The sequence below is a fragment of the Rhodopseudomonas rhenobacensis genome, assembly GCF_014203125.1.
In the GTDB taxonomy this organism is placed as follows: domain Bacteria; phylum Pseudomonadota; class Alphaproteobacteria; order Rhizobiales; family Xanthobacteraceae; genus Rhodopseudomonas_A; species Rhodopseudomonas_A rhenobacensis.
In genome coordinates, this window is the sequence record NZ_JACHIH010000012.1 from 14,996 (window position 1) to 39,136 (window position 24,141).

Annotated in this window: 27 protein-coding genes; 12 read left to right on the forward strand and 15 right to left on the reverse strand. The window is 65.9% G+C overall.

Going from position 1 to position 24,141, the window contains the following annotated elements; genetic code table 11:
* Positions 1-38: 38 nt before the first annotated feature.
* The 3 genes from fliE to flgB are packed head-to-tail and all read right to left on the reverse strand — an operon-like array spanning position 39 to position 1,229.
* The gene (fliE, locus tag HNR60_RS11235; RefSeq protein WP_184257425.1) at positions 39-356 is read right to left on the reverse strand and encodes a flagellar hook-basal body complex protein FliE; all 318 of its coding nucleotides are present in this window, start codon (positions 354-356) and stop codon (positions 39-41) included.
* A gap of 14 nt (positions 357-370) precedes the next feature.
* Positions 371-796, reverse strand: coding sequence for a flagellar basal body rod protein FlgC (gene flgC / locus HNR60_RS11240; RefSeq protein WP_184257427.1), 426 nt, complete (start codon positions 794-796; stop codon positions 371-373).
* Between the two features lie 22 nt (positions 797-818).
* Positions 819-1,229: a flagellar basal body rod protein FlgB gene (gene flgB / locus HNR60_RS11245; protein ID WP_184257429.1), complete on the reverse strand. Its 411-nt coding sequence runs from the start codon at positions 1,227-1,229 to the stop codon at positions 819-821.
* Positions 1,230-1,618: 389 nt separating this feature from the next.
* Between flgB and HNR60_RS11250 the strand changes: the two genes are divergently transcribed.
* Both HNR60_RS11250 and fliP read left to right on the forward strand, forming a co-directional pair.
* Positions 1,619-2,683: a flagellar biosynthetic protein FliO gene (locus tag HNR60_RS11250; RefSeq protein WP_184257431.1), complete on the forward strand. Its 1,065-nt coding sequence runs from the start codon at positions 1,619-1,621 to the stop codon at positions 2,681-2,683.
* Positions 2,680-3,444, forward strand: coding sequence for a flagellar type III secretion system pore protein FliP (gene fliP, locus HNR60_RS11255; protein ID WP_184257433.1), 765 nt, complete (start codon positions 2,680-2,682; stop codon positions 3,442-3,444). Before HNR60_RS11250 ends, fliP begins: the two co-directional genes overlap by 4 nt.
* Before the next feature lie 9 nt (positions 3,445-3,453).
* On the opposite strand, the gene HNR60_RS23980 is transcribed toward fliP, so the two are convergent.
* From HNR60_RS23980 to fliL, 7 genes are all read right to left on the reverse strand, one after another.
* A complete protein-coding gene (locus HNR60_RS23980; protein WP_210313460.1) occupies positions 3,454-3,762 on the reverse strand; it encodes a hypothetical protein in 309 nt (102 codons plus the stop codon).
* Positions 3,755-4,096 (reverse strand): hypothetical protein, encoded by a 342-nt coding sequence (locus HNR60_RS11265; protein ID WP_184257435.1) that lies wholly within the window; start codon positions 4,094-4,096, stop codon positions 3,755-3,757. Before HNR60_RS11265 ends, HNR60_RS23980 begins: the two co-directional genes overlap by 8 nt.
* An 85-nt stretch (positions 4,097-4,181) precedes the next feature.
* Entirely contained in the window at positions 4,182-7,862 is a 3,681-nt protein-coding gene (locus HNR60_RS11270) for a tetratricopeptide repeat protein (protein WP_184257437.1), read from the reverse strand.
* Between the two features lie 96 nt (positions 7,863-7,958).
* Entirely contained in the window at positions 7,959-8,726 is a 768-nt protein-coding gene (locus HNR60_RS11275; protein ID WP_184257439.1) for a MotE family protein, read from the reverse strand.
* Positions 8,723-9,166, reverse strand: coding sequence for a DUF6468 domain-containing protein (locus HNR60_RS11280; protein ID WP_184257441.1), 444 nt, complete (start codon positions 9,164-9,166; stop codon positions 8,723-8,725). Before HNR60_RS11280 ends, HNR60_RS11275 begins: the two co-directional genes overlap by 4 nt.
* Positions 9,163-10,386: a flagellar motor switch protein FliM gene (gene fliM, locus HNR60_RS11285; protein WP_184257443.1), complete on the reverse strand. Its 1,224-nt coding sequence runs from the start codon at positions 10,384-10,386 to the stop codon at positions 9,163-9,165. The genes HNR60_RS11280 and fliM overlap by 4 nt, the downstream gene beginning before the upstream one ends.
* A gap of 15 nt (positions 10,387-10,401) precedes the next feature.
* Positions 10,402-10,884: a flagellar basal body-associated protein FliL gene (fliL, locus tag HNR60_RS11290; protein ID WP_184257445.1), complete on the reverse strand. Its 483-nt coding sequence runs from the start codon at positions 10,882-10,884 to the stop codon at positions 10,402-10,404.
* 330 nt (positions 10,885-11,214) lie between these two features.
* Between fliL and flgF the strand changes: the two genes are divergently transcribed.
* From flgF to HNR60_RS11320, 6 genes are all read left to right on the forward strand, one after another.
* Complete coding sequence (gene flgF, locus HNR60_RS11295) at positions 11,215-11,976, forward strand: flagellar basal-body rod protein FlgF (protein WP_184257447.1); 762 nt, start codon at positions 11,215-11,217, stop codon at positions 11,974-11,976.
* A gap of 21 nt (positions 11,977-11,997) precedes the next feature.
* The gene (flgG, locus tag HNR60_RS11300) at positions 11,998-12,786 is read left to right on the forward strand and encodes a flagellar basal-body rod protein FlgG (RefSeq protein WP_184257449.1); all 789 of its coding nucleotides are present in this window, start codon (positions 11,998-12,000) and stop codon (positions 12,784-12,786) included.
* 8 nt (positions 12,787-12,794) lie between these two features.
* Entirely contained in the window at positions 12,795-13,922 is a 1,128-nt protein-coding gene (flgA, locus tag HNR60_RS11305) for a flagellar basal body P-ring formation chaperone FlgA (RefSeq protein WP_184257451.1), read from the forward strand.
* A 5-nt stretch (positions 13,923-13,927) separates the two neighbouring features.
* Positions 13,928-14,686, forward strand: coding sequence for a flagellar basal body L-ring protein FlgH (gene flgH, locus HNR60_RS11310; RefSeq protein WP_184257453.1), 759 nt, complete (start codon positions 13,928-13,930; stop codon positions 14,684-14,686).
* Between the two features lie 393 nt (positions 14,687-15,079).
* Entirely contained in the window at positions 15,080-15,433 is a 354-nt protein-coding gene (locus HNR60_RS11315; RefSeq protein WP_184257455.1) for a hypothetical protein, read from the forward strand.
* A gap of 9 nt (positions 15,434-15,442) precedes the next feature.
* Positions 15,443-16,042 carry a PIN domain-containing protein gene (locus tag HNR60_RS11320; protein ID WP_184257457.1) on the forward strand — a complete coding sequence of 200 codons (600 nt, stop codon included), beginning with the start codon at positions 15,443-15,445 and terminating at the stop codon, positions 16,040-16,042.
* A 132-nt stretch (positions 16,043-16,174) separates the two neighbouring features.
* Here the strand turns inward: HNR60_RS11320 and dksA are convergent, their stop codons facing one another.
* On the reverse strand, positions 16,175-16,585 hold the full coding sequence (gene dksA, locus HNR60_RS11325) for an RNA polymerase-binding protein DksA (protein ID WP_184257459.1): 411 nt from the start codon (positions 16,583-16,585) through the stop codon (positions 16,175-16,177).
* Positions 16,586-16,748: 163 nt separating this feature from the next.
* Entirely contained in the window at positions 16,749-17,159 is a 411-nt protein-coding gene (locus HNR60_RS11330; RefSeq protein WP_184257461.1) for a flagellar assembly protein FliX, read from the reverse strand.
* Between the two features lie 310 nt (positions 17,160-17,469).
* Between HNR60_RS11330 and HNR60_RS11335 the strand changes: the two genes are divergently transcribed.
* The 4 genes from HNR60_RS11335 (at position 17,470) to HNR60_RS11350 (ending at position 20,446) form a co-directional block, all read left to right on the forward strand.
* Entirely contained in the window at positions 17,470-18,606 is a 1,137-nt protein-coding gene (locus HNR60_RS11335) for a flagellar basal body P-ring protein FlgI (RefSeq protein ID WP_430694916.1), read from the forward strand.
* Positions 18,606-18,953 (forward strand): flagellar assembly peptidoglycan hydrolase FlgJ, encoded by a 348-nt coding sequence (gene flgJ / locus HNR60_RS11340; RefSeq protein WP_184257463.1) that lies wholly within the window; start codon positions 18,606-18,608, stop codon positions 18,951-18,953. The genes HNR60_RS11335 and flgJ overlap by 1 nt, the downstream gene beginning before the upstream one ends.
* A 16-nt stretch (positions 18,954-18,969) precedes the next feature.
* Positions 18,970-19,464: a hypothetical protein gene (locus tag HNR60_RS11345; protein ID WP_184257465.1), complete on the forward strand. Its 495-nt coding sequence runs from the start codon at positions 18,970-18,972 to the stop codon at positions 19,462-19,464.
* 607 nt (positions 19,465-20,071) lie between these two features.
* Positions 20,072-20,446, forward strand: coding sequence for a hypothetical protein (locus tag HNR60_RS11350; RefSeq protein ID WP_184257467.1), 375 nt, complete (start codon positions 20,072-20,074; stop codon positions 20,444-20,446).
* Between the two features lie 117 nt (positions 20,447-20,563).
* On the opposite strand, the gene flaF is transcribed toward HNR60_RS11350, so the two are convergent.
* The 3 genes from flaF to HNR60_RS11365 all read right to left on the reverse strand — a co-directional run bounded on the left by flaF (position 20,564) and on the right by HNR60_RS11365 (position 23,804).
* Positions 20,564-20,929: a flagellar biosynthesis regulator FlaF gene (gene flaF, locus HNR60_RS11355; RefSeq protein ID WP_184257469.1), complete on the reverse strand. Its 366-nt coding sequence runs from the start codon at positions 20,927-20,929 to the stop codon at positions 20,564-20,566.
* Entirely contained in the window at positions 20,930-21,310 is a 381-nt protein-coding gene (gene flbT / locus HNR60_RS11360; protein ID WP_184257471.1) for a flagellar biosynthesis repressor FlbT, read from the reverse strand.
* A gap of 226 nt (positions 21,311-21,536) precedes the next feature.
* Positions 21,537-23,804 (reverse strand): DUF1522 domain-containing protein, encoded by a 2,268-nt coding sequence (locus HNR60_RS11365; protein WP_184257473.1) that lies wholly within the window; start codon positions 23,802-23,804, stop codon positions 21,537-21,539.
* Positions 23,805-24,141 lie beyond the last annotated feature (337 nt).

The following is a 24,141-nucleotide window of genomic DNA, read 5'->3' on the forward strand; positions in this document are numbered from 1 at the left end:
TTTCTAGGATCCGTTGCGGCGAAGGCTGACGCCCCGCATCAGATCGACATCTTCATGATGTCTTCGTAGGACTGGATCATGCGGTCGCGCACCGAGACCAGCGTCGACACCGCGACGTCGGTCTCCGCCACCGCGGTGACCACGTCCATCACGTTGGATTTGCCCGACGCCATCGCCACGGTCTGGGCGTCGGACTTGCGGCCGGAGTCCAGCACGCTGCCGACCGCGTTCTTCAGCACGTCGCCGAACGACTGGCCGCCGCCGAGATCGGTCGGCTTGGCGCCGGCGCCGCCGGCGGAATCCATGATCCGGGCCAGGCTCGCATAGGCATTGGCGGCGACGGTGGGGGTTGCCATGGGTCAGCTCCTGATCACGCCTTGAGGATGTCGAGGGTGCGTTGAATCATCCGCCGCGTGGCGCTGATGATGTTGAGGTTGGCCTCGTAGGATCGCTGCGCATCGCGCATGTCGGTCATTTCGACCAGCGGATTGACGTTGGGATATTTGACGTTGCCGGCGGCGTCGGCGGCCGGGTTGCCGGGCTCGTATTTGACCCGGAACGAGGAATTGTCCGGCTTGATGCGACCGAGCGTCACCACCTTGGCGTCGAGCGCGCGGTCCAGCGCCGAGGTGAAGGTCGGCACCTTGCGGCGATACGGGTCGCCGCCCGCGGTCTGCGCGGTGGATTCGGCATTGGCGATGTTTTCCGAGATCACCCGCATCCGCCCGGCCTGCGCCCGCAGGCCCGAGGTCGCGATCCCCATCGCGCGGGAGAAGTCCATCGAATCGTCGGCCATGGCGGGGTGTCCCTAACGCGGCTCAGCGCTTGCCGATTGCGGTTTTCAACAGGCTCAGGCTGCGGCTGTAAAGCGAGGTGGCGGCGGCGTAATCCATCTGGTTGGCCGAGGTCTTCATCATCTCGTCCTCCAGGTTGACGGCGTTGCCGGCCGGGCGGGTCTGGAAGCCGGAGTTGCGGTTCTGCGCGAAGCTCTCCGCCCCGCCGGCGGCGGCGAGGTGGCTGGCGCTGGTGCGCAGCATCGGCAGCGAGCCCATCGGGCCCCAGGGGGCGAGCTGCCCGGTCGGAGCGAATTTCGGCTCGATCAGTTCGCGCGGCTTGAAGCCGGGGGTGTCGGAATTGGCGATGTTGTCGGCCAGCACCTTCTGGCGCTCCTGATGCCATTGCATCTTGGTGCGCAGCGCCGACAGCACGGGAAGATCGTTGATGGGCATCGCTGGCTCCGCCTCTCCGGTTCCGCGGCGCAGACCGGTAGGTGGGCAGATTTTGCCGCCCTCATGGTTAACAGCCAGTTAATTTCGCGAAAGGCAGATATCTCGGCCGCCTGATGCGTTACCTGTGCAGAATGCGGCGGTGTCATCGCGTCGGCGCATTTTCGCCCCAGATGGTGCGCTAACCGATCCATCTGATGGCGATTTGACGTCAGAAGTCGTTTTCGCTCGACCGATTCCTAGGCTATGTAAGAGCTTGCACGGCAACTCTTGCCGGCCAGATTTAAGAGATGGGCAAGACCAGGATTTGTTCGTAGTCCGTTGCATCGGTGCGGCCAGCGCGCCGGCGGTGTAACGCGGCGGACAACAACGTGAGTTGCCGGGGATAAAGCATGCAGTCGCCAGTTGTTTTCTTTTTCGCATTCGTGGCCGTCCTGGCCCTGATCGGCATCGCGGCCTGGCTGGTCCGCCGATTCGCCGGCAGCCGGCTCGGCGCCAGCACGAATCGCGGCCGGATGCCGCGGCTGGCGGTGATCGATGCTGCGGCGGTCGACGGGCGGCGCCGGCTGGTGCTGGTGCGCCGCGACAATGTCGAGCATCTGTTGATGATCGGCGGCCCGACCGACCTCGTCGTCGAACCCAATATCGTGCGGGCCAATCTGGCGCGCGAGCCGATGCCGCAGCGTCCGGCGGTCGGCACCGAGCCGCCGCCGCGGATTTCGCCGCTGGAGAGCGCCAATTGGGAGCCCGAAGCGACCGAGCCGCCGGAGCCGGTCATGCCGGAGCTGCCGCCGCGCCCGCAGCGTCCGGCCTATGCCGAGGAGCCGCGGCGGACGCCGCCGCCGCTGCCCGAACGTCGCGGCGGCAACGATCTCTTGGGCGGCCTCGATTCGCTGAGCCGGCCGGAGCCGCGCCCCGAACCGCAGCTGCGTCCGGAGCCCCGTCCCGAGCCGGTGATCCGCGCCGAACCGCCGGTCAGCCGTCCCGAACCGCGCCCTGACCCCCGACCCGATCCGCGGCCGGAGCCGCGTCCCGAACCCCGCATGGAGCCGGCGCCGCAGCGTCCGCAGCGCGCCGAGCCGGCCATGCCGCGCCCGATGCGCGAGCCCGCGATGAAGCTGCCGCGCACCGAGCGCGCCGCACCACCGCCGCCGCCCGCCGCGCCGGCGATGCCGCCGGCCTCGAACCTGTCGGCCGCCGACCAGAACCTCGCCGACATGGCGCAGCGGCTCGAAGCCGCGCTGCGCCGCCCGATCGGCGAGCATCGCGAAGCCTCGCCGCCGGTGGCGCCGGAGCCGCCGAATAGGCCGCAGCCGCGCGCCTCCAGCGACACCTCGGGCGGCAACGCCGCGCCCGCCGGCGAGCCGCCGGCCGCGGCCCCCTCGATCAAGACCGGCTTCGAAAATCTCGAGGACGAGATGGCCTCGCTGCTCGGTCGTCCGAAGAACCCTACGTGAGATCGCCGACCACCCCGCGTAGAGTTGTTGCATTTCTCCTCACATTGATCGCCGCCGGATCGCTCGCCGATCCGGCGTTGGCGCAGGATATCAGCATCAATCTCGGCGGCGGCCCGGGCGGCGGCGGCGTCACCGAACGCGCGATCCAGCTGATCGCGCTATTGACGGTGCTGTCGATCGCGCCGTCGATCCTGATCATGATGACGTCGTTCACCCGCATCGTGGTGGTGCTGTCGCTGCTGCGCACCGCGCTCGGCACCGCGACCGCGCCGCCGAATTCGGTGATCCTGGCGTTGGCGCTGTTTCTCACCGCCTTCGTGATGGGGCCGGTGCTGCAGAAATCCTACGACGACGGCATCAAGCCGCTGATCGCCAACCAGATCACCGTCGAGGAAGCGCTGCAGCGCGCGGTGGTGCCGCTGCGCGGCTTCATGCAGAAGAACGTCCGCGAAAAGGACTTGAAGCTGTTCATGGACCTGTCCAACGAACCGATCCCGGCGACGCCCGACGACCTGTCGCTGCGCATCCTGGTGCCGGCCTTCATGATCTCCGAACTGAAGCGCGCCTTCGAGATCGGCTTCCTGCTGTTCCTGCCGTTCCTGATCATCGACCTCGTCGTCGCGTCGGTGCTGATGTCGATGGGCATGATGATGCTGCCGCCGGTGGTGGTGTCACTGCCGTTCAAGCTGATCTTCTTCGTGCTGGTCGACGGCTGGTCGCTGGTCGCGGGGAGCTTGGTGCAGAGTTACGGGCCGAGTTAAGCGCCGTATTCAAAACCAATGAAATCCCTTGGCCATCAGCCCGGCCATACCGACCGCGACGCTGATGATCGCGCCGAACAGGAGGCGGAAATCGCCACGCGCATTGTCGCGTAGCGTCCGCAGATCGGTTTTGATATCGCCGATATCGCGTTGAATATGCTCAACGGCGGCTTCGAGTTTGGCGATCCGGGGTCCCATACCGTCAAATGTGCCCCCTCCGTCGGGCGGCTGCAAGGGGGGCCCCGGAGGCTTCGATCCGCCGAACCGGTCAGCCGCATTGATCAGCGACGGTGAATAGCCGGCGCCCTGTTCAGCCATGTTTTCGCTCGCGAAGCGCAGATGCCATCAGCGCGGCGGCTAATTGTCGAATATTGTTTTGCGCGTCCGCATTCTGGCGCCGAAACTCGGCCAGCGATTGGTTGGCAGCGTCCAACCGTCCATTCGACCAATCGATCATCACCCTTTCAAGCGTCGACTGCGACTCCAACGCGCGTAGCAAACCCAACAGAAGATGATCGACGTCCTGACGCGTCAGCGGAATGACGACACGCTCAGTTTGCGGGATTTCGTTCCATTGTTCGACCAGAGCTGTCGGGATCGTAAACAGCTCCGGAGCGGGTACATGCGGTGGCTGATGTGTGTCGTCCAACATTCTTCCCCCTCGGGTCAGAATATCGCAAAGCCTCTTGAACGCAACCAAGGATTGCCGACGACGTTGGTACGGACTACGGCGCCAACTACCTCGTCAGCGGGATCTTCCTCACCGCGATCTCCGGCAGCGCGCCCGTGGTCTCGGTGTCGGACGGCTTCTGCTGCGGCAGGATCGCCCGGGCGCTGGCGTCCGGGAAGCGGGCCTTCATTTCGCGCAGGAAGCCGTCCAGCGTATCGACGCTGGCGGCCATCTTGGCGATCGCGCTGAATTCGGCGTTGCTGCCGGAGGACGGCGTCGAGGCGATGTCGAACGCGATCTTGTCGGCGCCGCCCGGCATCAGCGGGGCGAATTTCTCGCGAAACCGGCCGAGCCCGAGCGCGTCCTCGGCCAGCGCGTAGCCGACCACGGCGCGGATCACGTCGCTCTTTTCGGCGGCGTCGAGCGGCTTGAAGTCGCGCCAGCGGTCGCCGAGATAGAGTTCGATCTGTTCGGAGGCCTCGCGCCAGCGCCGGCTCGCCCAGTAGATGTCGGCGCGCAACCGGATCGCTTCGCGGCCGGAGATGTTGGCGATGATGTCGAGCGCCAGGTCGTGGCGGCCGATGTCGCTCTGCGCGCGCGCCTCCAGCAACAACCGCTGGCTGCGCAATTCGCCGGACAGATCGGCGATCCGGGTCGAGCGCAACGCGGTGATGGCGCGGTCCGGCTTGCGGTTCATCAGATAGACCATGGCGAGCCGGGCCGCGACCTGGGCGCGCGCGGCGCCCTCCATGCGGCGATCGACCTGATACTGCAAGAGTTCGGCGGCCTGATCGAGCAGATCGACCGCGACCAGCCGATCCGCCAGCCGGCGGATCATTTCGTCGCCGCGGCGGCCGATCGGCGTCAGCCCGCGGTAGTCGTAGAACATCGCCAAAGCGTCGATCGGCGGCATGTCGTCGCCCTTCGGACTGAGAAACACCTGCGCGAACAGCGCCGAGGCGTCGTCCTGCGCCTGCCGCGCGCTCTGCGAATTCGGCAACAATTCGGTGGCGAGCCGCGCCGCCGCCAGCGCTTCCCGATAGCGGCCGAGATCGGCATACATCTTCGCCATCATCTGCTGGGCGCGGACCTCGATCTCGTCGCCGCGCCAGGTCAGCGCCAGCCGCTCCAGCTCGGGCAGCATGTCGGCAGGCTGAATCTCGCCGCGCTGCTGCCGCAGCATCAGGTCGAGCAGTTTGGCTTCGGTCGACGCCGCCCGGTTCGGCGAGACGATGGCGTCGCGATATTTCACCAGCGCGTCGCCGTCGCGGCCCAGCGCCTGGTCGAGCCGGCCGCGCAACACCGCCACCGCCGGCTGCAACTCGGCCGGCACGCCGACATGGTCGAGTTCGCTGGAGAGGTTGGTGGCGCCGGCATAGTCCTTGACCTCCAGCGAGGCGCGCATCGCCTCGCTGAGCACCACGCGCTGCATGTCGAGCGGCAGTCCGTTGGTGATGAATTCGACGTTCTTCAGCTTCTCGCGGGCTTCCGGCCATTTGCCCTGCTTGGCCACCGCCAGTGCCCGCCAAAGCTGGGCGTCGAAATTGGCGCCGATCGCCGGATGGCGGAGGTCCTTCAGCGCCTCCTCGGGGTGGCCGATCATCACGCTGCAGGCGGCGCGGATGATCAGCGCGATCGGATCGTCCTGGCCGGATTTCAGGTCGCCGAGCACCAGGTCGATGACGCCCTTGGCCTCGGCATACATGCCGCGCGCCATGTAGAACCGTGCCAGCTCGTAGCGCGCCATGGTGCGCGCCTCGCCGCTGGCTTTGGCCGAGGCGTTGATCAGTTCGTCCTGCTTGTCGGCGAAACTGCCCTGCTGGTTCTTCTGCCACTCGTTGACGTCGAAGATCGGCCGGGTCCGCGCGGTGTCGCGATCGCTGCCGCCGAACGAAGCCGACGACAGCGTCAGCCCGCCGGGCCGGCTCACCACCACCTTGTCGTCGGCCACCGTCGCGGTGACGTCGTCGGAATACGGCTGCACCACGACGCCGTGCAGCGATTCCAGCAGCGCGAACTCGACGAAGTCCTGGCGCTTGATGATGCCGCGCGCCGGCGGCGCCGCGGTGACCACCAGCAGCGTATCGCCGGCGTCGGGGTCGACGATGCGATGCAGCGCTCCCGCCGTGGTGAGCGGCACCGCGACATTGGCGCGCGCCGGATCGGAGATGTTGCGCACCGCCTTCAGCGGCAATGACGGCGACTGCACCGCGTCGGCAAAGGTCAGCGTCCAGCCCTGCGCGTCGCCGGTCAAGGACGCCAGCTGCGGCCGGCTGAGCCGGATGCGGACCGCCTGCCCGGTCGGCAGCGCGAGGCCGGAGATTTCGGCGATGTTGGAGCCGCCCTGGCGGCGCACCGGCTCGAGATCGACGAGCTTCGGGGAATCGAACACCAGCCACAGCGTGTCGGCGCGGTTGAACAGCGCCGCGGCGACCGGCGTGGCGAACGGAAACTGCAGCCGCAAGCCGGCATTGGTGCGGCGGATGTCGACCGCCATGCCGGGCTCGGTGGCGGCGGCGGCGGGCGCAGCGGCGACCGGCGTGGCGGGTTTTTCGGGCGCCGGCTTGGCGGCGACGGCGCTCTCCGGCTTGGCGGCCGGCTGTTCGACGCGCGCCGCCTCCGGCTTGGCAGCAGGCTGCGGCTCGACGATGGGCTCCGCGGCTTTTAGCGCCGCTTCAGCCTTCGGCTCCGGCTTGGCTTCAAGCTTGGGTTCGACCTTGGGGTCGACCTTCGCCTCGATCTTCGCCGCCTCGACCTTCGCCGCCGCCTTGGCGTCGGCCTTCATCTGCTGCGCGATCTGCTCCGAGTTTGGCGGCGTGATCTCGCCGGGCGGCGAGGCGCGGACCGCGCTTTGCAGCCGGGCTATCGCCGCCGGCAGGGATTGCGCCGGCTCGGGCTGCTGGAAGCCGATATCGACGATGTAGTTCTTCTCTTCGCGGAACGAATGCACGTCGACATTGCCGATCAGCCCGATCTCGACCGCCGAGCGGTCGGCGTCATTGGTCTGGCCGATCGAGGAAATGTTCGGCGGCGCCGCGAGCTTGGCATCGGCGAGGTCGAAGCTCAAAGGCGCGGTAAACAGCAAAGAGAGTTTCTGGTCGCTCAGCGTCGAATTGACGGTGACGCCGTCGGGCATTTCGAACACGTAGCGCACGAAGGTCGGCTGCACCGCGGCGCGCACCCGCACCGGCGGCCGAGCCTTGCCGGCCAAGGCGGCGCGCTGCGCCCGCAGCGCCTTTTCGGCGGCGCGGGCGCGATCGGACAATTCCTTCAGCACGTCCTGCGGCAATCCCGGCGGCGCGCCTTTCCAATCGTCCGGCAACAGGTCGACGTAGAGCCGCTCGCCGGCGGCCATCGAATTGACCGTGACCTTGCGCTGCAGCGCCAGCCGGATCGCGCCGCCGTCGGGATCGCGGCGCGCCGAGCCGACATAGTCCGGCACCGCGTCGGCCAATTTGTCGATCGGCACATAGACCGGCCGCTTGAAGCGGATCACCAGCACGCTGCCGGCGACCACGACGTCGGATTCCACGTCCTCGTCGAGCTTCAGCACCAGCCGGGCATAGCCGCCGCCCGCCGACAGCGTCGCCTCGCCTTTGACCAGCTGCGCCTGCGCGAGCGCCGGCACCGCGGTCGCGATCAGCATGGCGCCGGCGACGAAACCGAGCCCGGCGGCAAGCCAACGCCGCGCCGCCCGCGAGATTTCGCAGGCGCGCGACCAACCAAGCTTCGCAGCCGTTCGTGCCATGACGTCGTTTCTCGAGCGCGCCGGGGCTCGCTGATGCAGCGAGCCGACGCCTCGGAATCTAGATTTCGCGATTTAAGGAGTTGTTAAATATCCTGATTAGTTGCGATTTTGCTGCGCCGGTTTGCCTTCGATCTTCGGCAGTTCGACCGCGATCGCCGCCCGGTCGCCGCCGCCGCCGGCGCGGCGCGCCAGTTCGACGGTCAGCCGCTCGGCGGCTTCCGGCGCCATCAGCCCGAGAATGTCGGACATCTTGCGCGGCGCGATCTGCGAGGCGATTTCGAACAGCACCGGCATTTCCAGCCGGTCGAACACCTTGGCGGCGTCCTTCGGCTTCATGCCCTCGTACATCGTGATGATGCCCTTGAAGCGGCTGGCCTCGGTCTCGGTCTTCTGGCCGCTGGTGGCGGCGATCCGCGACTCCACGCCCTTGAGTTCCTCGACCTTGGATTCGATGCGCTTCTCCGCCGCCTTCAGCAGGCTCTCGCGGATTTCGACTTCGCGGGCGCGGGCGTCGAGCTCCTGGCGGCGCGACTGCAGCCGCTCCAAGAGCGCGCGCTCGGCCGGCGACACCTGCGGCGGCGGCTCGTTGATCACCGGCGGTTCGGTCGAGGTGGAGATTTCGGGGGCGGCGACCGCCGGCTTGTCGTCTTTCTTCGCCGCGGTCGAGCCGGTGATATCCTCATCGTAGCTGCGCCCGGTCGGGAAATTCAGGTTCTCCTCCGCCCACGACCGCTTGGCGGCGTTGGGCTGGTAGTCGAACACATAGCCGCCCTCCAGCACCAAGCCTGCGACCTTCAGCACCGCGAGGGCGAAGATCGCGACCAGCACCAGGGGGATGACACGGATATCCCGGAACAGCTTCATGCGGCGATGCCATCGGCCCTTCTGCGTTCGGCGAAAGCCTGCGCCGCGGCGGCGACCGCCTTGGCGGGCGACAATTGCGTCGGCGCGTGCGGCGCCGGCTCGGCGACGGGGGCCCGCGCCGCGCTGGCGATCCGCGACAGCCGGCGCAACACGTTGTCGCCCTCGGCGAGCTGTTTTTCAAGCTGTTCCGACAGGCTGCCGGCGGCCGAGATCTGGTTGCGCAGGTTCTCGTTGACCTCGCGCACCGTCATCTTCAGCCCGCCGATCGCGCGCTCGGCGATTTCGGTGGCGGTGATCAGTTCGCCGATCGTCGCCTTCAGCGAATGCTCGTCGGCCTTCAGGCACTTCAACCGCTTGTTGAGCAGCATGCAGTAGGCGATGGTCAGCACCAGCAGCACGGCGACCAGGCTTTCGATGACGATTCCTAATGAATGGCTCATTGTGTCTCCATTAGTTTGGTTTGCTCGTCGGCCTTTTCAAACATCGCGTAGGTGGTGTTCGGCTTGCGCAGCTGCTTGGTGACGCGGATCGCGACGCGGTCCGCCACCCGGCCCATCCGCCCTTCGGTCAAGGTGACGTTGCCGCAGCGCACCGCGACCAGCGCGTCGGCGCGCAATTCCAGCGGCAGGGTGTCGCCGACTTTCAGCCGCATCAGCTGCTTCAGCGGGATCTCGGCTTCGTACAGCACGGCGTCGACCGAAATCTCGGCCTGCGCGATCTCGGTCGACAGATGGCCTTCCCAGATCGGATCGCGGCCGAATTTTTCGCCCATGAACATCTGCATGAGCACGGCGCGGATCGGCTCGATCGTGGCGTAGGGCAGCAGCAATTCGATGTTGCCGCCGCGGTCTTCCATGTCGATATGCAGCCGCACCAGGATCGCGGCGTTGGCCGGCCGGGTGATCGCGGCGAAGCGCGGATTGGTTTCCAGCCGGTCGATCTTGAAGGTCACCGGCGACAGCGGCCGGAACGCCTGTTCGGCGTCGGCCAGCACCACTTCGACCAGCCGCTTCACCAGGTTGGTCTCGATCGTGGTGTAGGGCCGGCCTTCGACCCGCATCGAGGGCTGGCCGCGGCGGCCGCCGAGCAGCACGTCGATCATCGAATAGATCAGCGCCGAATCCACCGTCGCCAGGCCGAAATTCTCCCATTCCTCGGCCTTGAACACGCTCAGCACCGCGGGCAGCGGGATCGAGCTCATGTAGTCGGAGAACCGCACCGAGGTGATGCGGTCGAGCGAGACTTCGACGTTGTCGGAGGTGAAGTTGCGCAAGGACGTGGTCATCAACCGCACCAGGCGGTCGAACACGATTTCCAGCATCGGCAGACGTTCGTAGGAGACCATCGCCGAATCGATGATCGCCCGAATGCCGGAGTGATCGTCGAGATTGATCTCGCCGATCGAGAAGCCGAGTAGGTTGTCGATTTCCTCCTGCGACAGCACGCGCTCGCCGCCGCTCTTGCCGCTGCTGCTGCCGCCGCCGCCGCTACCGAGGTCGCGGCTGCCGTCCTCGACCATCGCCGCCCACTGGTCGGCCATCGCGCCGGTGAGTTCGTTGGCGGCGGCGTTCTTGGCGGCCTCTTCGGGATCCTCCGACGCCATCTGCGCTTCCCATTGCGCAGCGATGGCGTCCTGATCGACCTGGTCGTTACCCGCCATGGGATGTCCGCCCGCTCATTGGATCACGATTTCCTTGAACAGGACCACGTTGACCACGGCCGGGGCCACCGCGAGGTTGACCCGGCGCAGCATCTCTTCCTTGAGCCGGAACAGCCCGGCGGAGCCGGAAATGTCGCTGGAGCGCAGTTCGCGCAGATAGGTCTGGAAGATGTCGGTGACGCGCGGCATCGCCGGCTTGATCTGCTCGACCACCTTCTCGTCCTTGACCTCGAGCACCGCCTTGACCCGCAGATACTGGATCCGCTCGCCGGGCATGCCGGCGAGGTTGATGGTCATTTCCGGCACGTCGATGAACACCGGCTTCACGACCTCGACCTTGTGGGTCTCTTCGGCGCCGTGGCCGCGGAAGAACATGAACCAGGTGCCGCCGCCGATCGCCAGCAGGCCGACCACCGCGCCGATGATGATGAACAGCTTGCGCTTGCTCTTCGGAGCGGCTTCGCCGTCCTTGCCTTCTTCGACTTCGGTCTCTGCCATGGCTTGCCGTCCGAATGCCCGAAATCGATGCCCGAGACGCCCAAGCGCCCGGTTAAAAACTTATGTCGCAATGGTTAATGGAACCTTTCTTTCGCCCGCCAGCTAGGAAGATTTTGCCGGCAATTATGGTCAACAAACCGTTTTTGCCGCCTTTTGTGCCCCCCGTGAATCTACGCAATTGATTGTAATTGCTTGTAAATTCGCTGTGGCACAGGATTCGCTTTGCTGTTGGCTGAAGCGCGGCTTGGGAGAGCCTTAGCGCTTCGCAGCAACCACGGACGGCCTTTGGGAGAGGGGCGTGCGCGGGACAGCCAAAGGGGAGATCGACCGATGGAGAATGCCCTTCTCATCGGACTGACGCGGCAGATGACGTTGGAACGACAGATGGATGTCGTCGCCAACAACGTCGCGAACGTCAACACCACCGGCTTCAAGGCCGACAAGTCGCTGTTCGAGGAATATCTGTCGCCGGGCGCCCATGAGGACAACTTCGTCGGCCGCGACCGCCGCGTCAGCTACGTGCAGGACCGCGCCACCTTCCACGATTTCTCCTCCGGTCCGCTGGAGCAGACCAAGAACCCGCTCGACGTCGCGATCGACGGCAACGCCTTCCTGGCGGTGCAGACCCCGGCCGGCGAGCGCTACACCCGCGACGGCGGGCTGCAGATCAACACCCAGGGTCAATTGGTCAATGCGTCGGGCTATCAGGTGCTCGGCACCAACGGCCCGATCGTGTTCCAGCCCACCGACAAGGACATCACCATCGCCGACGACGGCAACGTCACCGTGCTGGAGGGCTCCTCGGCGGTGGATTCGCTGCGCGGCAAGCTCCGCCTGGTCAGTTTCGCCGACGCCCAGCGGCTGCTGAAAGAAGGCTCCAACCTCTATGCCGGCAACGGCGCCGCGGCGCAGCCGGCGCCGACCGCCCGGGTGCACCAGGGCTACATCGAGAAATCCAACGTCAACGCGGTGGCGGAGATGAGCCGGATGATCGAAGTGACCCGCGCCTACACCCAGCTGTCGTCGATGCTGCAGCAGCAGGGTGACTTGCGCAAAACCGCGCTCGAGAAACTCGCCGACGTTCCGGCGTAACGGCTTTTTGGAGACGAACCCATGCGCGCACTTTACACCGCGGCGACCGGGATGGCGGCCCAGGAGCTCAACGTCCAGGTGATCTCGAACAACATCGCCAACATGCGCACCACCGGCTTCAAGAAGCAGCGCGCGGCATTCCAGGATCTAATCTACGACCACGTCCGCCGGGTCGGCGCCCAGGCGTCCGATCAGGGCACCATCGTGCCGGTCGGCGTCGACATCGGCGGCGGCGTCAAGACCGTCGGCACGCCGCGCATGATGACGCAGGGCACGCTGTCGCCGACCGGCAACGACCTCGACATCGCGGTGCGCGGCGAAGGCTTCTTCAAGATCCAGATGCCGGACGGCACCTACTCCTACACGCGCGACGGCTCGTTCACCACCGACAACACCGGCCGCGTGGTGACGGCGAACGGCAATCCGCTGCAGCCCACCATCACCATCCCGACCGGCGCCAGCGGTCTCACCATCGCCAGCAACGGCCAGGTCTCGGTCACCGTCACCGGCTCGACCACGCCGACCGTGATCGGCCAGATCAGCCTGACCCGCTTCATCAACAAGGCCGGGCTGCAGCCGCAGGGCGACAACCTGTTCATTGAGACCGGCGCCTCCGGCCCGCCGCAGGACGGCATCGCCAATGCCGACGGCTACGGCGACATCCAGCAGCAGACGCTGGAGCAGGCCAACGTCGAAGTGGTCACCGAGATTTCCGACCTGATCGCCGCGCAGCGCGCCTACGAGATGAACGCCAAGGTGGTCAGCGCCGCCGACCAGATGCTGCAATCCACCTCCAACATGTTCCGCTGAGGACTTAAATGATGCGCGCCCCTTCGCTGCTCATCGGCCTCGCCATCGCCTTCGCCGGCGCCGGCCCAAGCCTCAGTCAGAATCTCAATCAGAATCTCAATCAGAGTCTCAATCAGAGTCTCAACCAAACGCCGGACCAGAGCCCCGCCCCGACCCGCGACGACGTCATCGCGCCCCCGGTGCTGCGCGCCAGCGTCACCGTGACCAGCGACCTGGTGCTGATCGGCGACGTCATCGACAATGCCGGCAGCGCCGGCAAGATTGCGATCTATCGCGCCCCCGATCTCGGCACCACCGGCGCGCTGCCGACCGCCAAACTGCTGGCGGCGTTGCGCGCGCATCAGGTGATCGGCGTCGAGACCCGCGACATCCGCGAAGTGAGCGTGACGCGGCTCGCCCGCACGGTGGCGGGCAGCGAGATCGAAACCCAGGTGGCGCGCGCCTTGGCGCAGGCCAACGGCCGCGCCGAGGCCGGCAATTTCGAGATCAGGTTCGACCGCGAACCGCAGACCCTGCAGCTCGACCCGTCGAACAGCGGCGCCATGGAGCCGGTCGCGGTCCGGCACGACCCGCGCAGCGGCCGCTTCGACGTCACCTTCGAGATCCCGCGTGACGGCGCTGCTCAGCCGACCAAGCTGCGCTTCACCGGCACCGCGATCGAGACCGTGGAAGCCGCGGTGCTGGTGCGCGGCGTCGAGCGCAACGAGGTGCTGAAATCCTCCGACGTGGTGGTCGAACGCCGGCCGAAGACCGAGGTCGGCAACGACGTCGCCAGCCGCGACGCCGCGGTCGGCATGCAGGCGCGGCGGCAGTTGCGCGCCGGCCAGGCGCTGCGGATCGCCGACCTCGCCAAGCCCGATCTGGTGTCGCGCGATCAGGCCGTCACGCTGATCTACGAGTCGACCGGGCTGTACCTCACCGTGCGCGGCAAGGCGGTCGAAAGCGGCACCGAGGGCGACGTCGTCAACGTGATGAATCTGCAATCCAAGCGCACCGTCGCCGGCACCGTGATCGGCCGCGGCCAGGTCGCGGTGCAGGTCGCCGCCCCCCGCATGGTGGCCTCGGCCGCTCCGATCGAAGCTCCCGTGGCGGCGCCAACCGCCGTCAAGACTCCCGCCTCTCGTCAACCTGAGTAATCGACATGTCCCAGTCACCGACGTTCAACCGCATCGTCCTCGCCGGCCTCCTTATGGCCACCGGCGGCCTCGCGGGCGGCTGTTCATCGATCGATCGGCTGTCGCAGATCGGCGAACAACCGAAGCTCGCGGCGATCGAAAATCCCACCGCGCAGCCCGGCTACAAGCCGGTGCAGATGCCGATGCCGAAGCCGGAGGCGGCCTCCTACAACGCCAATTCTCTGTGGCGCAACGGCTCGCGGGCGTTCTTCCGCGACCAGCGCGCGCATCAGGTCGGTGACATCCTCACCATCACGGTGAACTTCACCGACAAAGCCAACATCGCCAACGAGACCACCCGCAGCCGCACCAATTCCGAGGATTCCGGCATCACCGATTTCGCCGGCAGCCAGGTGATCGGCGGCAACGCTTCGAAGATCATGCCGGGCCGGATTCTCAGCGCGGATTCCACCTCGTCCAGCGACGGCAAGGGCACCGTGGTGCGCCAGGAAAACCTGCAGACCAGCGTCGCCGCGGTGGTCACGCAATTGCTGCCGAACGGCAATCTGGTGGTCGAGGGCAAGCAGGAGATCCGGGTCAATTTCGAAATCCGCGAACTGATCGTCGCCGGCATCGTGCGGCCGGAGGACATCCAGAGCGACAACACCATCGACTCGGCCAAGATCGCCCAGGCCCGCATCGCCTATGGCGGCCGCGGCCAGATCACCGACGTGCAACAGCCGCGTTACGGCCAGCAGGTGATGGACGTGCTGCTGCCGTTCTGACGCCGATCCGCTCAGGCATGATCTCCGAAAGCTCACGCATGATCGCGAAAAATGCATCGCGGATTTCGGGTCATGCTCCCCACCACTCCAGCGCAGGAGGACACGTCCTGAACTGACCGCGGCGCGCCGGTTCTCCCAACCGCGCCCCGCGCTCTCCCAGCCGGCGTCCGGCTCTCCCCGACTTCGCCAGACGCCGCTCTCCCGAGCTCCCACACCGCATCGCGAACCTAGGCGCGACGCGGTGTCCTACGCGGCCTCCGTCAGCTCCCCTGACGGGGGCCGTGCTCGTTTTGGGGGGGAATCGCCGCGATGACGGGGACGTGTCTCCCGTATGGCGGAGTTGTTCTCCCAAAATTAGTCAGTTCATGATAATGGTTCTTGTAGGAGGCCCTGATGGTGAAGGCCAAATCCAGTTCGACGTCGTTGCCCGAGTCGCTCGATCTTAAGGTCCGCAGCATCGCCTTGCGAGAAAATCGCACGCCGGCCAATGTACTGGAGAACGCGGTTCGCGTCTTCACATCGATGCCGCCGGAGCTCCGCGCGCTGCTGATCGAAACCTCCGCTGACGAAACCGAGGGCCGCTTGCGGCTGGAAGATCTCAGCCGCCGCATCATGTTCGCCTTGGCGCGTGATCGTTTCGAAGCCGCCGCGGCGAAGCTGGCGCGCTCATCAGCAGACATCGACGATGAGTTGCTGACTGCGGACGAGGTGAGCGTCGAACCGTTACCCCGCCGGTCCGCCCGCTGAGGCGGCGCGATGCTGATTATCGTTCCGGACGTCAACGTGCTAGTCGCCCGGGCCAACGCGGACCGCGCCGGGCGATCATCGACCATCAGCCAGAAGGTAGTGCGTCAGCTCATTTCCGGAACGCTCAATGGCGAACCGGTCCAGCTTGCGATGTCGTTTAAGATGATCGACACCTATCGCGGCGTACTGCTCCAAAAGGGTTACGATCGCGACGCCGCCGAGCAGTCCGCCCAAAGCTTGATCGAGCTGATGCGCTACGGCCCAGCCGGCTTCGATCCTTATCTGGTGCTCGGCGGCACCCCCGACCCATCGTTGCGGGATATCGAAGACGGAGGGGTTCTTTCGACCGCCTATGCCGCGCATGCCAACGTCGTGATCACCGACAATCTGAAGGATTTCGCAGGACAAGACGCCGAGGGGTACGTCACCTCGGTCGCTCGGATGGCAGACGGATCGGTCCGTGAATTGTATTGCTTGATACGCCAGCGGCCAGACGGCAAATCGCTGATCGTCGTGCATCCCGCGGATTTCGTCATGTGGACGCAAAGCGGATTGAAATTTTCCGCGGCTGCGATCAGGGCCCGCTATGCGGCTAAGCCGCAACCTTGATTCTGGCGCGGGCGGATAACCGGCTGACCGCCGCCTTTATCCGCGCGACGATACGCAGCCGACAATGCGCAGCCTCTCCCCTCGCCGCCCGAAAATTCCGGCCGGCGAACTAATCACGGGCGGCAGCGCCAACTACTCGTCGCGATACACCTTCTCGCGCTTTTCGTGGCGTTCCTGCGCTTCCACCGAGAGCGTGGCGATCGGGCGCGCCTCGAGCCGCTTCAGCGAGATCGGCTCGCCGGTTTCTTCGCAGTAGCCGTAGGTGTTGTCTTCGATGCGCTGCAGCGCGGCGTCGATCTTGGAGATCAGTTTGCGCTGGCGGTCGCGGGCGCGCAGTTCGATGGCGCGGTCGGTTTCCGAGGCGGCACGGTCCGCCAGATCGGGGTGGTTGACGTTTTCTTCTTGCAGGGTTTGTAGGGTGATCCTGGATTCCCGCAGGATCTCGTCCTTCCAGGCTAGCAGCTTTGCGCGAAAGTAATCGCGCTGCCGATCGTTCATGAAAGGCTCTTTTTCGGAGGGGCGGTAGCTTTTCAACTTATCCAAGGCCAATCCATCTGTCCGAGGGAGCCGGTTGTGACCCGGTCGCGCCGCCGCTTATATAGCGACGGCTTGTGACAGACAATATCGTCCGCGAGACGAACAGCGGAGGTTTTCCACCCTTCTGCGGGCGATGAAATCAACGGCAGCGCTGCCTTGGAACTAGCCGTTAGAACTGCCCGGCCTTGGCGAGTTCGACCTCGACCCGCAGCTCGATCTCCGACAGCACGGCGTCGAGCCCGGGGTCGCCCGACGAGCTCTTGAGGTCGGCGGCGGCGGCGCGCAGCCGCGCCACGGTGGCATTGTCAAACGAGCCTGACAGCAATCCCATCTTCAATTCGTCGAGCACGTCGAGCGCGCCCCTGCCGCGCGCCACCGAGCGGCGGCGGCGTTCCACCGGGTCCTCGATGCCCTGCATCGCCAGCAGCGCGTCGATGTTGGCGGTCGGCTTCGGCGCCGAGAGCGGCCGGGCCTCCGGGGCGGTGGTGGCCTCGGGCAGCGCAAAGCTGCTGCCGCCGCTGCGCCGTGGCGCGCTGGAGGGAGTGCCGAGTGTGGTGCCGTTCGGTCCGTAAATGCGCATCGTGGGTTTTTCCACCTGGGTCCGTCATACGGAGGGAACGCCGGCGCTGTTTGCCCATCCGTGAACGACAAGGCCTTCCCGGCAAACCTCGCCGGTTATGGTTAACGCCAGGTAAACGGCCCGGCAGAATCTGCCGGGCACGGCAGTTTCGCCGCGCAAGGCCCCCCTGCCCGGCCCCGCTCCGTCGCATTTTATCAAATCAAAACAGAGGTCTAACGGTAACGAAAGCGATGGCATGGCGCTGGCATAGAGATAGCAGGATCGCCATCGGGAGCTGGCGGATCCGGATCGACCTCAGCGGGGAGCCGAGATGCCAAGCGTGGGTTTGCCGAAACTGCTGCAGCTGATTTGCCGGGCGGCCGTTGCGGCCGGCGTGGCGATGACGCTGTCCTGCACCGGCGCGGGCGCCACGTCGCGGATCAAGGACCTCGCCAATATCGAAGGCGTGCGGCAGAACCAGCTGATCGGCTACGGCCTGGTGGTCGGCCTCAACGGCACCGGCGACACCCTCAACAACATCCCTTTCACCAAGCAGTCGCTGCAGGCGATGCTGGAGCGCATGGGCGTCAACATCCGCGGCGCCACCATCCGCACCGGCAACGTCGCCGCCGTCATGGTCACCGGCAACCTGCCGCCGTTCGGCACCCAGGGCACCCGGATGGACGTCACGGTGTCGGCGCTCGGCGACGCCAAGAACCTGACCGGCGGCACCCTGCTGGTCACCCCGCTGCTCGGCGCTGACGGCAACGTCTACGCCGTCGCCCAGGGCTCGGTCGCGATCAACGGCTTCCAGGCCGAGGGGGCGGCCGCCAGCATCACCCGCGGCGTGCCGACGGTCGGGCGGATCGCCAACGGCGCCATCATCGAGCGCGAGATCGAATTCGCGCTGAACCGGCTGCCCAACGCCCGGCTGGCGTTGCGCAATCCCGACTTCACCACCGCCAAGCGGATCGCCGCGGCGATCAACGATTTCGTCGGCGCCAAGAGCGCTGAGCCGATCGATCCGTCGACGGTGCAGCTCAGCATTCCGGCCGAGTTCAAGGGCAACGTGGTCGCCTTCCTGACCGAGATCGAGCAGTTGCAGGTCGAGCCGGATCTCGCCGCCAAGATCGTGATCGACGAGCGCAGCGGTATCATCGTCATGGGCCGCGACGTCCGCGTCGCCACCGTGGCGGTGGCGCAGGGCAACCTCACCGTGACGATTTCCGAAAGTCCGCAGGTCAGCCAGCCCAATCCGCTGGCGCGCGGCCGCACCGTGGTGACGCCCAATACCAAGATCGGCGTCACCGAGGATGGCAAGAAGCTGGCGCTGGTCAAGGACGGCGTCTCGCTGCAGCAGCTGGTCGACGGCCTCAACGGGCTCGGCATCGGCCCGCGCGACCTGATCGGCATCCTGCAGGCGATCAAGGCCGCCGGCGCGATCCAGGCCGACATCGAGGTGATGTGATGATCGCCAGCGCCGCCCACGGTTACTCCGCCGCCGCGATGCCGACCATCAACGGCCGCCCCGACATCCAGCTCGCCGAGGCGCTGAAGAAGGTGTCGCCGCAGATGCAGGCCAAGGCGCAGACCCAGGCCACCGATTTCGAGGCGATGTTCCTGAATTCGATGTTTTCGCAGATGACCAGCAGCGTGAAGGGCGAAGGCCCGTTCGGCGACACCGTCGGCACCGGCGTGTGGCGCTCGATGCTGACCGACCAATATTCCAAATCTTTCGCCAAGGCCGGCGGCGTCGGGGTTTCCGCCGACGTGTTCCGCCAGCTCATTCTTCAGCAAGCCAGCCGCGCCAGCTAAGCGCAAAGGACGCATCATGCAGCAGCAGCGAGCTCAATCCATGCCGGCGCCGTCGGCGTTGCCGCCGATTTCCACCGCCGCCGAGGCGCGGCAACTGGCCGAAGGCCTGATGGACGTGATGACCAACCTGCTCGGGGTGATCGAAAAGGAAACCGAGCTGGTGCGCGCCGGCCAGGTCGGCGAGGCGATCCAGCTCGAGCCGAGCAAGACCGAGCTGTCGCGGCGCTATGTCAGCACCATCCTGCGGGTGAAGGCCAGCCAGCAATATTTCGCGCTGACCACGCCCGACTTGCTCGCCGCGCTGCACCGCCATCACGAGGTGTTCCGCGCCATGCTGCAGGTCAACCTCACGGTGCTGGCGACCGCGCACGCGGTCTCCGAGGGCATCGTGCGCGGCGTCAACGCGCAGATGCAGCGCCGCAACATCCCCAACACCTACACCGCGAGCGGCCAGCGCGCCGCCCCCGGCCCGCGCAACATGACGCCGATCGCGATCAGCCGCTCGATGTAACGCGGCGCCCGGCGGCGCTTTGCGGCCGCACGCGGCGCCTCACCAGGGGCCGTACCGCGCGCGGTCACATTCAAAGCAGCCGCGGCGTCATCGCGAGCCGAGGACGGCGCGCAGCGCCGGCCGAACAGCGAAGCAATCCAGAAGCGCCGAGCCCGGAGCCCCTGGATTGCTTGGTCGCAAGAGCTCCTCGCAATGACGGGTTGAGCGCTTGTGGTCGCGGCGCCGGCCCGTGCCGCGCGCGCGATGGCACGCTGCCGCAGAGAAATATCTGCTCGCAAAACCGCCCGCATATTTCTGCTTCGATCGACTCAATCCGTCGGCAATCCGGAAGAATTGCGAAAACCATGCCGCGCAGCGGCGGGTGTTTCGCCGCAGACTCCGCTTGCAACCCCGTAGATTCCCCAGCATTGATGCGCGCGATCGAGTTCGCCATCGCAATGCACGCGGCGAACCGGCACGGTCGGCGGCGCGGGTCGCGCCGGCCGCATCAGCCATTGGCATTTGAATCAAATCATCACGCGTTACGTAGCTACGAATTTAGACATTCGGCGCATCGTCCATGCTGGGACGGGTTGGGATTAGACTTTGTGGAGGCCAGGAGGCTGCCATGGGAGCCGATTTCAACATCAAGCCGGTTGGGTCGCCGGTCGCGGCACAGTTCATTCGACCCGCGCCCGAAGCGGCGCGGACGGCTGTAGCGACCGAACTACCAACCGAGAAGAGCGTCGCGGCATCGGACAAATCATCGGCGACGACGTCGTCGGCGAGCTACGATCTGATGGCCGCAACCGACCAGGTCGCGCATCAGGTGATCGTCGATCGCGCCGCCGCGCAGGTGGTCTATGTCACCGTCGACACCACCACCAATCTCGTCGTCAATCAGTATCCGGAAGCGTCGCGGTTGCGGGCGCGGGCCTATATCCGCGCGCAGGACAACGCCAAGCTCGACCAAAAGACCCTGCCGACCGACCGCACGGCCTAGCGCAACGGCCTGCCGCAGTTCGTTGCGATGCCCGCCGGCTGCTGCCGCGCGGCGCTTTGTCGTGGGTGGATTTTGCCGAGCGCTTTGAACGACGCGGCGCGGCGCATCGCCTGGGATTTACGCCCGGCCGCTGAGCCCGGTGGCGATGTTGCGGTTGATGTCGATCAGCACCTGCAGCCGTTCGCGCTCCGGCTTGAGCTGCAGCGCGGCGCAATGCGTCAGCACGAAGATGCCGATATTGGCGATGTTCTGCCGGATCGCGATGGCTTCCGGGTTGGCGTCGCTCAACGCATCGCTGACGAAGATCGACCAGAGCTTGCGGTTGAAGATCAGCGCGGCCGAGAGCCCGGAATCCGACTCGTTCCAATTGGTGACGGCGTCCTGCAGCTGTCGGGCCGCCTTGAGCAGGGCCTGCGCTTCGATGTCCCGGGGAGATGCGATCTGCTGCGCTGTGCGAGCATAGGCCTGGGCACCGACAGACATTTACGACCTCAACAATTCTTCTTCACGCTTGATCAGCGACCGCAATTCCCTGAGAGCTTTGTAAAGATTGCCGCTTAAAATTAGATTACTCGCGGCCTCGATCTGCTCCCTAAAACTCGGCACAGCTTCGATCAATTCCTTGATGAAGCCGAGATAGAGATCCTGATACGCCGGAATGTCGTTCTCCAGATACATCATCTGCACGCACAGATAGATGCGCTTGGCCGGCGTGTTGGCGGTCTCCGATGTGAGAATATCCTTCTCGCGCAAAATCGGCGCGTCGCCGTCGATCAGAAACGCGGTTCGGGAATCCGAATTGGTGATGACGCTTTGACCGATGATGATCCGCTCGAACGGCTTCAGCTCAACTCGCAAAGGCATACCACTCTCCTTCTGGGTGCGTGCTGCGGCCGTCAAAACGCCGACGGCCCCGGCGGCCCGAATCACATGCTGCGCGGACCTCTGCCATCCACCCAGCATATAGAACTGTCGCAACTGACGACAGTTGCCGCGAGCGAAGCTTACCCGAGGGCTCCCGCCCCCTCAAACGACGAAAGCGGCGTGGTTGCCCGCGCCGCTTTCGTCGTCGAGCGTGGCGAAATCGCGGTTATTGCAGCAGCTTCAGCACGCTCTGCTGCGACTGGTTGGCCAAGGCCAGCGCCGAGACGGCGATCGACTGCCGGGTCGACAGCGCCTGGCTGTTGGCGGCCTCTTCGTTGGTGTCGGCCAGCGTCAGGTTGGACGAGCCGGTCTGCAGCACGTTGATCAGGTTCTTGGCGAACTCCTGGCGGATCTGCACGATCGACAGGTTGGAGCCGAGCGAGGAGGCCTGCGAGCGCAGCGTGGTGGAGGCGACGTTGAGCGCGGCCATGGTCTTGTTGGTCGCGGCGTTGTCGATGAAATCGGTGCCGATGGTCAGCGTCGGCACGCCGAGCCCGGCCGGGGTCAGCGCCGTGCCGACGATGTTGAGGGTGGATTTTCCGGTTTCGTTGAACACCAGCTTCAGGGTGTCGCCGGCGAGAAGATTGACGCCGTTGAACGAGGCGTCCTGCGAGGTGGTGGTGATCTGCTCAATCACGTTGTTGTACTGCCGAACCAGGTTGGCGCGGGCCGCCTGCGAGGTGAGATCTTCGACCGGCGGATTCGGCACGGTGAAAGTCAGCGCCGAGGTAATCGTGCCGCCGATCGCGCCGCCGTCGAGCGTCGAGCCCAGCGTCGATGACGCGTAGTCGTTGCCGGCGGCGATCACCAATGTTCCGGTGGCGTCGAGCGAGGCGCTCATATTGTTGGCTTTCAGAGCCACGTTGAGCTGCGCCAGGGTCTTGACGGTGCCGTTGGTGCCGTCGCCGAAGGTGACGTTGACCGGGGTGCCGCCCTTGAACGAGCTGAAGCTCAAGGTCTTGCCGCTGACGCCACCGATGCCGGCCGAGCGCGTCGCCGTAAAGGTGGTGTTGGTGCCGGTGTTGCCGGCCAGCCCGAGCGCCACCAGCGCGTTGCCGGTGGCGGAGATCGTGAGGTCGGAGCTGGTGCCGGTGGAGATCTTCAGCGCCCCGGCGACGACCTGGGACGCGACCCCGGTACCGGGGGTCAGCGACAGCGCGCCGCCGGCCGAAATGCTCTTGCCCTGCGCGCCGGTGGCGATGTCGATCGCGGTCAGCACATCGGCCATCGTCCCACCCTGCAGATAGACGGTGGAATTGCCGTTGGCGTCGGCGACGACGCCGTTGAGCACGCCGGACCCGCTCGCCACATTGGCGGCGAGCGGCGGCGCGCTGTTCTTGAAGGTGATGGTCTTGCCGTTGACGTTCAAGGTCGAGCCGTCTTCGATCAGGGTGCCGAGCGAACCCGCCGTAATCTGGCGCGGCTGGGTGACGGTGACGTCCCCGGAGCCCAGCGAACTCGTCAAACCAAGGCCGTTGAGCAGATCGGCGTGGCCGGTGATGCTGAGATCCGAACCGGTGCCGGTGGTGAGCGTGAGAACGCCGCCGATGATCCCGGCGTCGGTGCCGGAGGAGTGCGAGACCGCCGCCTGGCCGTTGCTGATCAGCGCTTTCTTGACGCCGCTCGCCAGATCGATCGCGTCGGTGAGATCCTGGACGGTCGCCTTCGGCGTGCCGGTCGATCCGAGATAGACCGTGGTATTGCCGTTGCCGTCGGTGATCAGATTTCCGGCACCCGCGTTGTTGATTCCGGACCCCGCGGGCAGCACCGCGGTTTGCGCGGTTCCGGCGCGGAAGGTGATGGTCTTGCCGTTGACCATCAGGGTGTCGCCATCGACCGGCGCCGAGCTGCCCTGGATGGTCGTGGCACCAGGCGTCCCGATCAGCGTCAGGCCCGGCGCCAGTGAGGCGGCGGTGCCGGCGCCGTTCGGGGCCGCAACACCCGCCAGCGAGGTCGAGGTGGCGCCGAGCGTCGTCGTTGACGTAATCGGGTGAGCGCCGCCCGCCGTGCCATCGACCACCACCTTGGAGACCGCATTGGCGCTGGTGTAGCTGGTGGTGCCGCGCAGATCGTCCGGGGTCGCGCCGGTGATTTGGGTCGAGACGTTGGATTTGGTGGAATAGCCGACGTTGGACTGCAGCGCCTGGTTGGCGATCGACTTCGCGGTGTCGATCAGCTTTTGCAACGAGGTGATGCCGGTGTTGGCGGCCTGCAGGATCTGCACGCCGTTGCCGATGCCGTCCAACAGATTGTTGATGTCGGAGGCGCGGCTGTCGAGCCCCGCCGCGGTGAAGAAATTGGTCGGATTGTCGAGCGCCGTGTTGACCTTCTTGCCGCTGGCAAGCCGGTTCTGCGTGGTTGACAGGAGGTCCGCCGTCGATTGGAGCGAGAGCAGGTTCTGACGAACTGATGCCGAGAGAACGACGTTTGACATAGTGTAACCTTCCTGTTCCGTGCTGGAGGCCGACCTTCAGGTCGAGCGACGCATGGGAACGTCCCGGGCGAACGCAATCTCGCCGTGACGCTTTACGGTAGTGCCTGACGCCTTCTGGTGAGGGACCTCGAACCACATTTTGCGTGTGGCAACCGGGTCAACGCGGCCGATTCTCGGCCTACCTCATTCCTACTTATCCCAATCATTAACCATGACGTTTTAAGATATGGTTAACAGCCCCTTAAAGGATTCCGCCGCGGCCCGGGGGGCGGCGAAATAATTCCGGCGGCCGGCCCGGAACGCAAAAAGACGGCGGGGTTTCCCCCGCCGCCGTCGT

What these genes read in the sequence shown, in the direction of transcription:
- fliE (WP_184257425.1), bottom strand. Translation starts at nt 356, where the DNA reads ATGGCAACCCCCACCGTCGCCGCCAATGCCTATGCGAGCCTGGCCCGG.
- flgC (WP_184257427.1), bottom strand. Translation starts at nt 796, where the DNA reads ATGGCCGACGATTCGATGGACTTCTCCCGCGCGATGGGGATCGCGACC.
- flgB (WP_184257429.1), bottom strand. Translation starts at nt 1,229, where the DNA reads ATGCCCATCAACGATCTTCCCGTGCTGTCGGCGCTGCGCACCAAGATG.
- HNR60_RS11250 (WP_184257431.1), top strand. Translation starts at nt 1,619, where the DNA reads ATGCAGTCGCCAGTTGTTTTCTTTTTCGCATTCGTGGCCGTCCTGGCC.
- HNR60_RS23980 (WP_210313460.1), bottom strand. Translation starts at nt 3,762, where the DNA reads ATGGCTGAACAGGGCGCCGGCTATTCACCGTCGCTGATCAATGCGGCT.
- HNR60_RS11265 (WP_184257435.1), bottom strand. Translation starts at nt 4,096, where the DNA reads ATGTTGGACGACACACATCAGCCACCGCATGTACCCGCTCCGGAGCTG.
- HNR60_RS11270 (WP_184257437.1), bottom strand. Translation starts at nt 7,862, where the DNA reads ATGGCACGAACGGCTGCGAAGCTTGGTTGGTCGCGCGCCTGCGAAATC.
- HNR60_RS11275 (WP_184257439.1), bottom strand. Translation starts at nt 8,726, where the DNA reads ATGAAGCTGTTCCGGGATATCCGTGTCATCCCCCTGGTGCTGGTCGCG.
- HNR60_RS11280 (WP_184257441.1), bottom strand. Translation starts at nt 9,166, where the DNA reads ATGAGCCATTCATTAGGAATCGTCATCGAAAGCCTGGTCGCCGTGCTG.
- fliM (WP_184257443.1), bottom strand. Translation starts at nt 10,386, where the DNA reads ATGGCGGGTAACGACCAGGTCGATCAGGACGCCATCGCTGCGCAATGG.
- fliL (WP_184257445.1), bottom strand. Translation starts at nt 10,884, where the DNA reads ATGGCAGAGACCGAAGTCGAAGAAGGCAAGGACGGCGAAGCCGCTCCG.
- flgF (WP_184257447.1), top strand. Translation starts at nt 11,215, where the DNA reads ATGGAGAATGCCCTTCTCATCGGACTGACGCGGCAGATGACGTTGGAA.
- flgG (WP_184257449.1), top strand. Translation starts at nt 11,998, where the DNA reads ATGCGCGCACTTTACACCGCGGCGACCGGGATGGCGGCCCAGGAGCTC.
- flgA (WP_184257451.1), top strand. Translation starts at nt 12,795, where the DNA reads ATGATGCGCGCCCCTTCGCTGCTCATCGGCCTCGCCATCGCCTTCGCC.
- flgH (WP_184257453.1), top strand. Translation starts at nt 13,928, where the DNA reads ATGTCCCAGTCACCGACGTTCAACCGCATCGTCCTCGCCGGCCTCCTT.
- HNR60_RS11315 (WP_184257455.1), top strand. Translation starts at nt 15,080, where the DNA reads ATGGTGAAGGCCAAATCCAGTTCGACGTCGTTGCCCGAGTCGCTCGAT.
- HNR60_RS11320 (WP_184257457.1), top strand. Translation starts at nt 15,443, where the DNA reads ATGCTGATTATCGTTCCGGACGTCAACGTGCTAGTCGCCCGGGCCAAC.
- HNR60_RS11330 (WP_184257461.1), bottom strand. Translation starts at nt 17,159, where the DNA reads ATGCGCATTTACGGACCGAACGGCACCACACTCGGCACTCCCTCCAGC.
- HNR60_RS11335 (WP_430694916.1), top strand. Translation starts at nt 17,470, where the DNA reads ATGCCAAGCGTGGGTTTGCCGAAACTGCTGCAGCTGATTTGCCGGGCG.
- flgJ (WP_184257463.1), top strand. Translation starts at nt 18,606, where the DNA reads ATGATCGCCAGCGCCGCCCACGGTTACTCCGCCGCCGCGATGCCGACC.
- HNR60_RS11345 (WP_184257465.1), top strand. Translation starts at nt 18,970, where the DNA reads ATGCAGCAGCAGCGAGCTCAATCCATGCCGGCGCCGTCGGCGTTGCCG.
- HNR60_RS11350 (WP_184257467.1), top strand. Translation starts at nt 20,072, where the DNA reads ATGGGAGCCGATTTCAACATCAAGCCGGTTGGGTCGCCGGTCGCGGCA.
- flaF (WP_184257469.1), bottom strand. Translation starts at nt 20,929, where the DNA reads ATGTCTGTCGGTGCCCAGGCCTATGCTCGCACAGCGCAGCAGATCGCA.
- flbT (WP_184257471.1), bottom strand. Translation starts at nt 21,310, where the DNA reads ATGCCTTTGCGAGTTGAGCTGAAGCCGTTCGAGCGGATCATCATCGGT.
- HNR60_RS11365 (WP_184257473.1), bottom strand. Translation starts at nt 23,804, where the DNA reads ATGTCAAACGTCGTTCTCTCGGCATCAGTTCGTCAGAACCTGCTCTCG.